Annotated in this window: 13 protein-coding genes and 1 pseudogene; 4 read left to right on the top strand and 10 right to left on the bottom strand. The window is 60.6% G+C overall.

The window, feature by feature from the left end; all coding sequences use genetic code 11:
- Positions 1-1606: 1606 nt before the first annotated feature.
- Positions 1607-1873, bottom strand: coding sequence for a 30S ribosomal protein S20 (gene rpsT / locus ACMYR2_RS18750; RefSeq protein WP_141383433.1), 267 nt, complete (start codon positions 1871-1873; stop codon positions 1607-1609).
- A gap of 352 nt (positions 1874-2225) precedes the next feature.
- Between rpsT and ACMYR2_RS18745 the strand changes: the two genes are divergently transcribed.
- On the top strand, positions 2226-2540 hold the full coding sequence (locus tag ACMYR2_RS18745; protein WP_347262978.1) for a hypothetical protein: 315 nt from the start codon (positions 2226-2228) through the stop codon (positions 2538-2540).
- A 195-nt stretch (positions 2541-2735) separates the two neighbouring features.
- On the opposite strand, the gene ACMYR2_RS18740 is transcribed toward ACMYR2_RS18745, so the two are convergent.
- A complete protein-coding gene (locus tag ACMYR2_RS18740; RefSeq protein ID WP_347262979.1) occupies positions 2736-3371 on the bottom strand; it encodes a hypothetical protein in 636 nt (211 codons plus the stop codon).
- 83 nt (positions 3372-3454) lie between these two features.
- Here ACMYR2_RS18740 and ACMYR2_RS18735 point away from each other — a divergent pair, with 83 nt between their 5' ends.
- Complete coding sequence (locus ACMYR2_RS18735) at positions 3455-4543, top strand: HD domain-containing protein (RefSeq protein ID WP_347262980.1); 1089 nt, start codon at positions 3455-3457, stop codon at positions 4541-4543.
- A gap of 209 nt (positions 4544-4752) precedes the next feature.
- Positions 4753-5010 (top strand): annotated as a pseudogene (tnpA, locus tag ACMYR2_RS18730) (IS200/IS605 family transposase); the annotation flags it as partial.
- Between the two features lie 543 nt (positions 5011-5553).
- On the opposite strand, the gene ACMYR2_RS18725 reads toward tnpA, so the two are convergent.
- The 5 genes from ACMYR2_RS18725 to ACMYR2_RS18705 form a co-directional block, all read right to left on the bottom strand.
- A complete protein-coding gene (locus ACMYR2_RS18725) occupies positions 5554-6792 on the bottom strand; it encodes a type II toxin-antitoxin system HipA family toxin (protein WP_416193454.1) in 1239 nt (412 codons plus the stop codon).
- Positions 6789-7103: a helix-turn-helix transcriptional regulator gene (locus ACMYR2_RS18720; protein ID WP_347262983.1), complete on the bottom strand. Its 315-nt coding sequence runs from the start codon at positions 7101-7103 to the stop codon at positions 6789-6791. The genes ACMYR2_RS18725 and ACMYR2_RS18720 overlap by 4 nt, the downstream gene beginning before the upstream one ends.
- A 255-nt stretch (positions 7104-7358) precedes the next feature.
- Positions 7359-7544 carry a hypothetical protein gene (locus ACMYR2_RS18715; protein WP_347262984.1) on the bottom strand — a complete coding sequence of 62 codons (186 nt, stop codon included), beginning with the start codon at positions 7542-7544 and terminating at the stop codon, positions 7359-7361.
- Entirely contained in the window at positions 7531-7791 is a 261-nt protein-coding gene (locus tag ACMYR2_RS18710) for a hypothetical protein (protein WP_416193453.1), read from the bottom strand. Before ACMYR2_RS18710 ends, ACMYR2_RS18715 begins: the two co-directional genes overlap by 14 nt.
- A 31-nt stretch (positions 7792-7822) precedes the next feature.
- A complete protein-coding gene (locus ACMYR2_RS18705) occupies positions 7823-8203 on the bottom strand; it encodes a hypothetical protein (RefSeq protein ID WP_347262986.1) in 381 nt (126 codons plus the stop codon).
- A 388-nt stretch (positions 8204-8591) separates the two neighbouring features.
- Between ACMYR2_RS18705 and ACMYR2_RS18700 the strand changes: the two genes are divergently transcribed.
- A complete protein-coding gene (locus ACMYR2_RS18700) occupies positions 8592-9815 on the top strand; it encodes a penicillin-binding protein activator (RefSeq protein ID WP_416193452.1) in 1224 nt (407 codons plus the stop codon).
- A gap of 127 nt (positions 9816-9942) precedes the next feature.
- Here ACMYR2_RS18700 and hemW read toward each other — a convergent pair whose 3' ends face one another.
- The 3 genes from hemW to rph all read right to left on the bottom strand — a co-directional run bounded on the left by hemW (position 9943) and on the right by rph (position 12555).
- The gene (hemW, locus tag ACMYR2_RS18695) at positions 9943-11103 is read right to left on the bottom strand and encodes a radical SAM family heme chaperone HemW (RefSeq protein WP_347262988.1); all 1161 of its coding nucleotides are present in this window, start codon (positions 11101-11103) and stop codon (positions 9943-9945) included.
- The gene (gene rdgB, locus ACMYR2_RS18690) at positions 11090-11725 is read right to left on the bottom strand and encodes an RdgB/HAM1 family non-canonical purine NTP pyrophosphatase (protein WP_347262989.1); all 636 of its coding nucleotides are present in this window, start codon (positions 11723-11725) and stop codon (positions 11090-11092) included. Before rdgB ends, hemW begins: the two co-directional genes overlap by 14 nt.
- Positions 11726-11841: 116 nt before the next feature.
- On the bottom strand, positions 11842-12555 hold the full coding sequence (gene rph, locus ACMYR2_RS18685; RefSeq protein ID WP_347262990.1) for a ribonuclease PH: 714 nt from the start codon (positions 12553-12555) through the stop codon (positions 11842-11844).
- Positions 12556-12710 lie beyond the last annotated feature (155 nt).

Raw genomic sequence — 12710 nt, 5'->3', positions numbered from 1 at the left:
GTCCTGTGACGACTTTTCTGGTTAAAGGTTGTTGCGATGCGACTGCTCTGTTCAAGATCAAGCGTTCGCCGTGATCCCTCCGCGCTCGTTCAGTCATGACCTATCGTTCGGCTGAGTACCGTAAGCGATTCGGATGGCTGAAAACAAAGCGAAGTCGGGGTCAGTGGCGACTGGATGATCCGGCCGCGGATTGCATGAGCGCGCGCAAGAATGTCGTCGTGTTCGAGAAAACGTCAGTGAGATAATTCCATGAATGAAATCCGGTGGTGTTTCTATTCGACATAAATCCCCTCCTCGCTGCGACGGACCGCGCCGAGACGTCCTCTCACATCAATTTCAAATTCAGTCTGCGAACCCCGACGCCAAGTTGTCGGATCGCTACGCCCGCACTCTAACTCACCAGGTCAACTCGCCCGCTCTCTTCGGCGAAGATGGGGCATGGCCGAAGCGCGTCTCTCGCGGGCAACGTTTAAGGTCAACGTTGCAGACGAGAAATTTCGGCATGAAACATCCGTTCTCATGTTGCTATGAGTTGCCATTCGCCATCACATGGAAAGCTTCACTAACGTGAATATCGCCGCCGATATGCACGTCCACTCAAGATTCTCTCATCAGAATTATCTGAAGAGCCGCGAGTGCCGCGAGCCCCTAGAGAAATACACCACGCTCCAATTCTCGCAACGGCTTTCGCGTCGCGGCTGCGCCGCGCAAATCGAATGAGAGCACGGGACATGCTCGGCTTCCGGCGCGTCCAATCAGCAACGGTTTGAATCTGCGCGCGGATTCGATGTCTTCCGTGAGGTGTTACAAATTCGCCGCGCCGTCTAAAATACTTTAAGAAAGGATAAACGAGGGCGAAGCGCGAGGTCGTTTTGAAAGTGCTTCCTTACGCTATGGCGATAAGTGATTAGCTAAGCGCGTTTTTTTCTGACTGTTTTTGCGGGTAGCCTACGCCGGCCGCGCGCCCATCGGGGCGTCTCCGCGAAACTTATAGATATATACATATGGATATATCGATAGGAAGTCATGCGATGGTCTCGATTCGGAAGGTTATAGCGTTTACGAGCGAATTGGAGACCTGTTCGCGTGAAGAAAATGCCGTGAATCAAAATTATAGAGCCTCGCTTCTGATTCCATCAGAAGCAGAGAGACTCCAAGAAAGCCGCCGCACTTCACCGGACGGCTGTTCCTTCAGGTCCGATCGATCGGATCGGGAGCGTTCCGTTTCCGTATCGCGTTGTCGCGCTGTTGAACCCGGGATGAATCGCCGTGGCGATCGATGACTTGATGCCGTCATCAGGCGGCGCGGCGTGAACTGCTGAAGTGTCCTGTTACCATTCCAGAGCATGATCCGATCAACTTGATCGGATCATGCTCTGGAAATTATTATCGGGTCGCATTTTCTTGCGGCGAGAACAGGTATCCGCTTCGCCGGAAAATGCTCTATCTGGCGGACGCCGGTTCTGGTACGGCCGCGCAAAAAATAAAGGCCCGGCACTCGGCCGGGCCTTCTGGGAATTTCGGCGATTAGAGCGTTTTCGAGCGAAGTGGGTACCGGTTCGCGTGAAGAAAACGCGTCAAATCAAAAGCTGGCGTCCTGATCAGCTCATTTTGCGAGCTTGGCGATTCGATGCGTCAGCCGCGAAACCTTGCGGCTCGCATTATTCTTATGAATGATGTTCTGCTGGCCGGCTCGCATCAACTCCGGTTCCGCGCGCTTCATCGCCTGGATCGCGGCGTCACGATCGCCCTTCGCGATCGCTTCCTCGACGATCCGGACCGTGCCGCGCATCAGGGTGCGCCGCGATCTGTTGACGGCGGTCCGGCGGGCAATCTTGCGTGTCGCTTTCTTGGCGGAGGTCGTATTGGCCATGGTCTCAACGAATCCTTCGGCGGTGCCCGCCACGAGATACCAGCCGGTGGCCGGTCGTTCGATTGCGCGGATGGGCCTGAATGTGTTTTCCTGTGTTCCTGAAAATGCCGTCCTCGGAGTTCACGCCTCGCGAGGGGTCTTTTTCAAAGAACAGCGGCGGCAGGATCGTCCCGCCGCCATCGGCGGTCTTATAGAGCCCTTGTTTTCGAGCGTCAACGTCTCCCCGCGGGCGGAAGCGGCGAAAAGGGTCTTCTCGAAACCCGCGAAAGAGACGCTGGCGAGATTGAATTTCGCGGCTTCGAGGGATAAGGGGCGACCTGCGACCCTCAGGAAATAAGGAGCAGGTGACAGCATGATCCGTGCGATTCTTCGTTTCATCGGGCTGCTGCTGCTGGCCGGCGGTTTCATTTTTCTGATCTATGATGGCGCCCGGTCAATCGCCGATCAAGCCTTGCGGCTGACCAAACTCGGCGAGTTCTGGAACGATGTTCATCAGGCCAGCCAGCACGCGGTTCGGACCCAGATCGAAGCCCTGGCTCCCTGGATGTGGGATCTCGTCAAGCTGGTTTTGAATCAGCCAGCCTTCGCGGTGCTCGGCGTCGCGGGCATTCTTCTGATGCTGCTGTTCCGGCCGCGACCGCCGCTGATCGGCTATGCGCGGGATTGAGCGGCCGGAGCCTGGGTGCCGGCCCCGTATGGATACCCTCTGCTAACCATAGCCGCTGCGGAACCGCGCGATCCCGCTTCGCGAAGATAGAGCCTTTCCGCTTCTGATCAAATCAGAAGCGGGCTCTATGATTTTGATTGGGAGCGTTTTCTTCACGCGAACCGGTGTCCACTTCGCTTGAAAACGCTCCAGCCGTCATCGCCACATCCAGTTACGACCCCAGTCACCCTTCCAGCCCACGAGACGGCCCCTGCGGAATTGCAGGTAGAGTCGATCCTTGCGATTGAAGAGGTTGCTGCCGCCGTAATTCAGGAAGGCCAGGAATACCTCGTTGCCGGGCGAGCCCTCCATGTAGTTCAGGGTCTCGCCAAGCGCATTCGCGGCGGTCATCGGATCCATGCCGAAAGCCAGCGGAACGTGGTTTGAGAGCGTTTCAGTAAAAGGCGGCGAATATGCCGGCCCCGCGACCGCCGGCTGCGCGTGCCCCGGGGGAACCCAGGCCGCGAAAAACGCAACAAGGCATGTCGACCAAAAGACTGATATCCGCTGTTTCATGATGCCGCCTGGCCGGTAGGACGGAATAAAGATCGTCTGGAAGTCCTGACGATTCAGAATAACGCCTTTGATTGCGAGAAGCGTCTGTTTGCGAGAAGCGTCGATGGCGGATCCTAACACATTCGCGCTGTTCCTCCACGCCTCCGCGAGGGTGACCGGGTCGCCGCTGACACTCTCCCCGAGCAGCCAGCCCCCGGGCAGCCAGCGCGCCGGATGCCGGAGAATCCCTGGCCGACACAGCCTGTGCCGTTGACTGTCGAAGATCGGCTTACGCAAGCGTTAACACTACCTCTTAATCTTCGCGAATCTACTTATCGGCTAAAATTCCCGAAGCGACGAGCTGACACCCACGAGGACCAATGACGCCCACGACCGGATCGCGCAAAAAGCGCCGTTTGCTTCTGGCGTCCGACCGGATCGACCGCAGCAGGGATCTCCGGGCTATTCTGCAATGTGTAGCCGACGTTGAAACCACCGTGCCCTCCGGGATTCCGGAGAGTCCGTCGGATCGATTTGCGGGTATCGTCGTCGATATCAATCTGCGCTCGCCTGAAAGCGTACTACAGGTGCGCAGCAAGCTGTCCGCCGAGGACCATCGATCGATGCCGCGGCTGTTCGTTCTTGCTGATGCCTTTCATCACGGATCGATGCAGGCGGGGGCGCTCGGCGCCACCGATATCATCGTGCGCCCCCTGGACAAGAAAGTCGTACTGCAGCGCGTCCGCGCCGCGTTTCCCGGCGAGAATGATGGCGGCACGGCGAACGCCAACGTTCTGAATCGGGGTATTGCCGCGGCGCATGCCGTACTGGTGAAGATCTTCGAGAGTCTTCCAGCCGGCGTTCCACTCTCCTTCAGCGATGTCATGGAGGCGGAGCAGGAAATTCTGACGGCGATCAAGCTCTCCTCGTTGCGGGACTGGCTGACCACCGTCGGACGCCACCATACTCATACCTATCGTCATTGCCTGTTCGTGACGGGATACGCCGCCGCCTTCGCGCAACATCTGGGAATGCGAGAGGACGACCAGCGCCGGCTGGCGCGCGCCGCCTTGCTTCATGACGTGGGGAAGGCCTTCGTTCCCGTCGCCATCCTCGATAAGCCAGGCAGGCTCGACAACGAGGAGAAGGATGAAATTCGCCGGCATGCGCGACTGGGTTACGACGCTCTCGTGAGGCAGGGCGGCTTTCCGTCCGAGATGCTCGACGTTGTTCTGCACCACCATGAGATGCTCGATGGCTCGGGCTATCCGGATGGTCTGCGTGGCGATCAGATCAGCGACATCGTGCGCCTCACCACGATCGTGGACATTCATGCCGCGCTGGTCGAGAAACGAGCCTATCGCCTTCCCTTAACGCACGCCGAATCCTTCGCGACCATGGAGGAAATGGGCGGCAAGATCGATCAGCATCTGCTGCAGGCGTTTCGTCCGGTGGCGCTGGGGTGTTGACCTGTTTTGCCGGGGCGGGGGTCCATCATCCCCAGCCCGGTTTTGAAGAGGCCGCGGCCATTCTCAGAGAACGATCCCTGACTGCGGCGGTTTGGCCGCGCGGGCAAGGCGGCTTTCCGGCAACCTGTCTTCGAGCATTTCGAGAGACTCTTTATCTGGGATCAGTAAGCCCCTCGCCTTTAGGCGACGGGATGCATTAGCATCCGGCGATGCAGACATCGAAGTCTGGCAGACATACGGTATGGGACTGCAAATACCACCTTGTGTGGGTGACGAAGTATCGATTTTCAGTATCGGGCGGGGATGTTGGCCTTCGTGCCCGGGAGCTGTTGCAGGAAATTGCCTTGAGCCATGAGATGGTTATTCACACTGGGGCGATAAACCGGGATCATGTCCATCTGTTGTTGTCGATCCCACCGCATCTATCGATCTCTCGTGCGGCGCAATATCTCAAAGGCAAGAGTTCTCACAGGACAGGGAGCGTTGCTCGTTGAGAATCGCGGCAAACGGAACGGCTGATGCGGGCAACGCCTGGTCGCCGCCAATCGACCGGCCATTCGAGTGCGCCCAGACTGCGTTGCACCGCCCGGCGCCCCTTCTCCTTTACGCCGTTCCCTTCACCAGCGCCTGCATCGGCGGCCGGTTGCATACGAGGGTTGTTGCGCGGAGGGTGCTTAGCCAAAGACCAAATTTGCTGCCCGCGGCAGCAAACGTGATCTCAATGCGAGCAGGTCTTATCTCTTATTTCTATGTATCGATTCAGGTGAGTCAGTCTTGCGGCGATACGTCACGCGGCTCGATGTAGCTTTTCGAGTTGAAGAGAAGTGATCGTATCTCCTCGCAACCCCGCGCCATGGCAAAGCACCATCAGATGACAGTGCTTTGCGATCAGTGTGAGGAAGGCGCTCAATGTCCGGAAGGCTGGCTAGGAAATCCGTGAGGAGCGCATTCGCCAACATCCCCTATATGATGGCAGGATCTGGTAATGTGCATTTCGCGGCCTGCGAATCTTAGGGATCAAGGATGTATGCCATTTCATCGATATGTGCGTCGATCCGCGCAAGCACCTGCGCAGGCACAACGTCGCGCTCTGGAAGAACTGACCATTTGTCGCGCACGGCCGCCGCGATCTCGGCTACGGCGGTCACCACAGCCCCTTCCGGAAGACGGCTGCAGTTCGCGAAATTGCGCCAGCGTTCTGGAGTCAGCGCCTTGAACGACTTTTCGCCGGCGAGGCTAAGGGCCAGCCCGTCCTTCGGAATGTAAGGAATTGTTGAAAGCACATCGTAGACAGGCGACAGCGTTGGCGTCCGGCCATCTCCGGGATAGAGCAGTGACCAATTCTTGAGATGCATATCGCCGTTTCCGGTAATCGCGGTGAGCGCGAGACGCCGGACAAACTCGATTGCGGAATCGAAAGAGACGCCGCTGGTCAGCGCCGCGGCGATATTGTGATACGCTGCGCCGGTGTATTTCTCGGACGGATAGCGACCGAAGACCTGCGCGAAGTCCTCCATATGTACGCGCATGCCGTCAGCGCCGCGGTCGAAGCGGCGGACAAGCAACACCTTGCCGGTAGACATGGTGTTGAACTCTTCCGGAATGCCCGCGAACTCCGTCTTCTCGACGAGTTCGCGTGCCGGCACTTCCATCCCCAACGCTTCCGCCAAGGCCAGGATCGCAAATTCGTTTTCCGAGAGTCCGATGTGCGTGAGGGAGGGAAATTTCGCGATGTACTGCCCTTGCTCGTCGTCGACGGCGAGCGTGATACCACCCTCTTTTCCTGTGTTCTTCATCACAGAAAGCTTCATCTGCACACCGGCGAGCGAAAAGCGCGCCTTCTTCTCGCCCTCCGGGCCAGTCGGAACAGCAACGCCATCACTTGGCAGGGCGCGCACCGCTCCTGGCAGATTGGTTCCAAGCGCCGCCAGGAGATCGAAGTCGTTTCCCGGCCTGACTGACGCGGCATGGTGCTTTTCCATCGCTTCGCGCAGTTTCTCTTCGGGCAGCAGGTTCGCAAAGAATGGCGGCAGCGCCCCGCGTATAGGTTTTGGATCGCGCCGGAGGCCGCCATCCGCTGAGCGAAGCGACAGGCTGAAGATCGGCGGATTGTTCATGCTCCGGTAAGCGGGCAAAAGGTTGAACGCGTTGTAGTCACCCGGCGTCCGGACAAGGGTGCCGACGGGAAGATCGTTCAATGAGATATCAAGCGATTGGATTCGTTCAGCCGCAAGGACAGCCTGGTTCACGACCGCTCCTCCCCTTCGACGTCTGACGTGAACGCGGGGCGATCGTCATCGTCGGCCGCGGGTTGCAGCATCGACTGAATGGCGGGCACCATCGCCTGCGGGATCAACATCATTTCCATGCCAAGGGCGCGGGCGACATTGACGAGTGTCGTTGCGCGGGCGGCGGCAACGCCTGTCTCGATGTCGCGATAGCGGGGTCTGCTGATATTCGCCCGAAGGGCGATTTGCTCCTGGGATAAGCCGGCGGCTAGCCGCGCTTTTCGGAAGCGCAGGCCGAGTTCCTTAAGCAAGGGATCTGGAGCAAGAGTCATGATCTGTTTAGGTATCATTGTAGAACAAATGATACCTAAACAGATCATGTCATGGGATCAAGAGGAAACGTAAACAGATCTTTCATAGCTGAAATGATCCGTAAACATATCTTTCCGTAGAATTGTCTAGCCTTCAGACGCCCCGACGAACGAGCCGGGACAACCCGAGCTTACCCGCTGCACGCCGTGGAATGAGCCCCGCAACCGGGACTGGGGTGACGCTTTCATCGCTTGGCACGGGACCGATCCGACAGCTCACTTCCCCCGCGCCCGGTCGATCTGCTGTTGCACCCAACCGTCAAATTCAGAAAGCGCTTCAATGATCGCGTCATCCAAATAATCCATCTGCCGGTTGAGATCATCATGTGCGGCGGCGGCGCGCAGCCAATTCATCTCCTTTCCGATAAGGTTCGCCTTCTGCCGCCATTCAACAATGGGCACCGTCGAGTACCGTCGCTTCCAGGTCGCCATAAGACGCATCATTGTGACCCTGCATGAACGGCGCATCCCAGAGAATCCAAATGCGCTCGTCGCTCTTCTTCCGAAGCAGAGCATTGTGATCGTATGAAAACTGCAGGTTCTCCTGCGTCGCAGCCGGCGCTGCTTTCCCGTCAAGACCGCGACTGATGTGATTGAAGTGCTTCTCGATGTGTCCGATCCGACGCATGACGTCGATCTTAACCGACATCCCCAACGAGACCGCACTACGAGGGAGCGCCTCAAGAAGTGCATGTCCGCGTTCCATACGTCGCTGTCATGGGGGGAAGCACGAGGCTCTTGCGACTGTTGAGCAATTGCTCGGCGTAGTGATGAAGAGCCGTCATGTTGCCGTGCTTGCGGCTCGGAGCGGCACCCGCAGTTCGCTCCGCTGCCGTGAGCGGCGCATGCGCGAAGTGATGAGCGATGTCGCTGTCGGGTTTTCGTGCAATGAGCTTACGCCCGCCGTTCTTGGCGGGGCACTGACATCCACATGCTGCGCCGCGGTCGGCCTGCGAAATGTGGAAGACCGCACCGTCCCATCGTTTGCCGAAGGCAAGCCGTACGCCATCGCGGGTGAAGAAGGCATGGCCAATCTTGGGAAGAGTTGCCAAAGAATCCATGACATTATCATCTGGAACAATCAGAAGCGATTCTCACTGACCTCTTCACGCCAACCGAATGCGCAAACTACTTCAAGACAGCCGGATATGAACCAGATTAAACAGGACATGCTCCAATTCCATTGCGTCGAATCAGACTTCGGGTTCCCATTTTCGCGCAGGGATCCGCCCGAAAGCCGGCTTCCACCTCCCAGGATCATGCTCCGGCGTTTCCGACGCCAATCATGCCCTCCGCACAAACCCGAGGATAGACACCGGTTCGGGTGTACGGGGAAAATTCGGGGCGGACATGATCGGTTTGTTTTGGTTAACTGTGCGCCAGCAATATGGTTGATTCCCCCGCTGATTGGATTGTGCTCGGACCTGTCAGGACGGGTCCGTTGCAAGGATGATGATGAAAGACCCCTTCGCACCAGAACCTCAGCGTCAAGGCTCCACGCGGCGAGCCGTGCTGGGCCTTGTCGCGGGTGCGCCTCTGCTCGGCGCCTGCTCCGGAGTCCAGCAAACGCTGACCAACGGCTTTTCCAGTTCCCCCGGTTCTTCTCCGCCTCCCGAGGCGAGCGCGGGGCCCCCGCAAGGGGCTACGATCGGCACCGGTCAGGTCAAGGTCGGCCTGATCCTTCCCTTGTCGGCGGCAGGCAATGCGAGCATCGCGGCGCAGTCGATGCGGAATGCGGCCGAGATGGCGCTGTCGGAGTTCCAGAATCCGAACGTCCAGGTGCTGGTCAAGGACGCGGCGGGCACGGCGCGGGGTGCGCAGCAGGGAGCCCAACAGGCGCTCGATGAAGGGGCCGAAATCATCCTCGGCCCGCTATTTGCGGCGTCGGTTCCGGGGGTTGCTCAGGTGGCGCGAACCCGCGGCGCGTCGGTGATCGCCTTTTCCACGGATTCAAGCATTGCGGGCAGAGGCGTCTATCTTCTGAGTTTTCTTCCTGAATCGGACGTCACCCGGATCGTCGAATACGCCGCGAGCACCGGAAAGCGCTCGTTTGCCGCCATGGTGCCCGAAAACGCCTACGGCAATGTCGTGGAGGCGGCCTTCAAGCAGACGGTTGGCCGGCGCGGCGGTCGGATCGCCGCCTTCGAAAAATACGGCTCCGATCGCGTCAGCGCCGCGCGGAACGTGGCGCAGTCGCTACGCTCGGCCGATGCGCTGCTGATCGCCGATGATGGCGACGCGGTGGTTTCGGTCGCCGCCGCGCTCACGGCGGCGGGAGCGAATCTGCGCAGCGTCCAGCTTCTCGGCACCGGGCTGTGGGACAATCCTCGCGTATTCGCCAACACGACGCTGCAGGGCGGTCTCTATGCCGCCCCGGACCCGGCGGGCTTTCGCGCCTTCGCGGGCCGCTACCGCGCCAAGTTCGGCGGCGAGCCGGTGCGCACCGCGACCCTTGCCTATGATGCGGTCGCGCTGGTGGCGGCCCTCGCCCGCACTCAGGGATCGCAGCGCTTCTCGGCGGAAACGCTGACCAACGCCTCCGGCTTCGCCGGCATCGACGGCTTGTTTCGATTCCGTTCCGACGGCACCAACCAGCGCGGCCTCGCCGTGATGCGCGTCGCATCCGGCGGCGGCCAGCCGGTGGCAGGCTCGCCAAAAAGTTTTGGCGCCTGATCTATAGCGTTTTCGAGCGAAGCATGTCCTCGGGCTTGACCCGAGGATGGGCACCGGTTCGCGTGAAGAAAACGCGTTAAAACAACAATCTTGAGCTTCGTTTCTGATTCAATCAGAAGCGAAAACGTCAGGCGGCGAGATCGGCCACCACGGCATCGAGAACCGGGAAGCCATCCTGCGTAACGCGCAAGCGGCCGTCGGTACTGATCATGATCGCGCCTTCGTCACGGAGGATCGCGATGCGCCGCGGATCAAGAGAGCGGCCCGACAGCGCCGCGTAGCGCTGCGGATCGATGCCTTCGCGCAAGCGCAGTCCCATGAGCAGGAATTCGTCGGCGCGCTCTTCGCTGTTCAGCAGATCGTCGGCAACAATTCCATTGCCAATCGCCTCGACGCGCATGAGCCACGCCTCGGGCCGCTTTTCGGTGGCGATGGCGTGCCTGACGCCGTCGATGTCGAGGCGGCCGTGCGCTCCGGGGCCGATGCCCGCATACTCCTGGCCGCGCCAGTAGACCAGATTGTGCCGACATTCCGCGCCCGGCCGCGCATGATTCGAAATCTCGTAGGCGGGCAGGCCATGACGCGCGCAGACGTCCTGCGTGACGTCATACAGGTCGCGCGCGATCGCCTCATCGGGGGTCTTGAGCTTTCCGGCCGCATGCAGGTCGAAAAACGGCGTCCCCGCTTCGATCGTCAATTGATAGAGCGACAGATGCTCCGCCGCCTCCGATATCGCGCGGTGCAATTCCCCGGCCCACATCCCAGGCGTCTGGTCCGGACGCGCATAGATCAGATCGAAGGAATAGCGATCGAAGACCGAGCGCGCGATCGCAACCGCATCCTGCGCCTCGCGCGCGGTGTGCAGCCGGCCGAGCGCCTTCAGCGAGGAATCATCGAGCGCCTGCACGCCGAGCGAAACACGATTGACGCCCGCCGCGCGGTAGCCGCGGAATCGCGTGGCCTCCACGCTGGTCGGATTGGCTTCCAGCGTGACCTCGACGTCATCGGCAACGCCCCAGTGCTTTGCGATGGCGTCGAGAATGGCGCCGACGGTCTGCGGCCGCATCAGGGACGGCGTGCCGCCGCCGAGGAAAATCGAGGACACGGTGCGTCCGCGCGAGCGGGCGGCGGTGGTCTCGATCTCGCGCGCAAAAGCCCGCGCAAAGCGCTCTTCATCGATCGGCGCGTGACGCACGTGACTGTTGAAATCGCAGTACGGGCACTTCGACAGGCAGAACGGCCAGTGGATGTAAACGCTGAACGCAGCGGCCGGATCAGCGGTGCTCAAGGGCAATCTCCGCCAGTTTCACGAACGCGCGGGCGCGGTGCGACAGGCCAAGACCGCGCGGCGGAAGTCCGTGCTTCTCGATGCCGGCCATCTCGCCGAAGGTGCGGCTGTGCCCGTCCGGCAGAAACACCGGATCATAACCGAAACCGGCCGTGCCCCGCGGCGGCCAGACCAGCGTGCCGTCCACGCGTCCTTCGACTTCCTGGAGATGGCCGTCCGGCCACGCGACGCAGAGCGCCGAAACGAAGTGAGCCTTGCGCCTGTCCGCGCTGGTCGCGCCGCGCTCCTGCAGCAGGCGCTCGATCCGCGCCATGGCTGCGGAAAAATCCGCAGGTTTGCCGGCCCATCGCGCGGAGTGGATGCCCGGCGCGCCGTCCAGCGCCTCGACGACCAGGCCTGAATCATCGGCAAAGGCCGGAAGCCTTGCGCTCAGGGCCGCGGAGGTCGCCTTGATCCGGGCATTGGCGCGGAAATCCTCGCCTGTTTCCTCGGGCTCGTCGAGACCGAGTTCGCCGGCGGAGACCGCTTCGACGCCATACGGCGCGAGCAGCTCGCGAAGCTCGGCGAGCTTGCCGGGATTATGGGTGGCGATCACGAGCTTGCCGGCGATTCGACGATGCATGACCGATGGGCTTCAGCTTCTTGTTCTGAAAGGTTTTCCTGACGCGACGGGAAGCCCGCCCCGCCGGAAAACGCGACAGGACGCGAGTCCTGCGGACGAACCGCGCAGGCGGCGAATCACGCCACCGCCATTTTCTGCAAATCCACCAGCCGCGCGACCCCTTTTTTTGCCAGCGCCATCAGCGCCAGAAACTCGTCATCGGAGAAAGGCACCTTCTCGGCGGTTCCCTGCACCTCGATGATGCGTCCCTCGCCGGTCATCACGAAGTTTGCATCGGTATCGGCTTCCGAATCCTCGGCATAGTCCAGATCGAGGACGGGCGTGCCGTTGTAGATGCCGCAGGAGATCGCCGCGACATTGCCCCGAAGCACGCTGGCCTTGAGCATGTTGCGGGCCTTCATCCAGCTGACGCAGTCGGCCAGCGCCACCCAGGCGCCGGTGATCGATGCGGTGCGCGTGCCCCCGTCGGCCTGAATGACGTCGCAGTCGATCGTGATCTGGCGCTCGCCGAGCGCCTCGAGGTCGACCGCCGCACGCAGGGAACGGCCGATCAGACGCTGGATTTCGACGGTTCGGCCGCCCTGCTTGCCGGCGGAGGCCTCGCGCCGGGTCCGTTCCAGCGTGGCGCGCGGCAGCATTCCGTACTCGGCCGTCACCCAGCCCCGGCCCTGGCCCTTGAGCCATGGCGGCAGCCGCTCCTCAAGCGTCGCGGTGACCAGCACATGGGTATCGCCGAATTTCACCATGCAGGAGCCTTCGGCGTATTTGACCACGCCACGTTCCAGCGACACGGCGCGCAGTTCATCCGGTGCACGACGGCTAGGTCGCATGGGAACCCCTCCAGCTGTTCATGAGAATCCTCGTACCGTGCTTTTAGGGGTGGGGAGCCGCACCGGCAAGGGTCAGGCTTGCAATTGCCCTCAGGACCGCGATCGCCCACAGCCTGCTTGTAACTGGCGCGCCGGAGAGACAAATTATTAGAAGC

The organism is Nitrobacter sp. TKz-YC01 (assembly GCF_047824785.1).
Classification (GTDB): domain Bacteria; phylum Pseudomonadota; class Alphaproteobacteria; order Rhizobiales; family Xanthobacteraceae; genus Nitrobacter.
The sequence above is the reverse complement of the archived record's forward strand: the minus strand, read 5'-3'. Positions and strand labels throughout refer to the sequence as shown.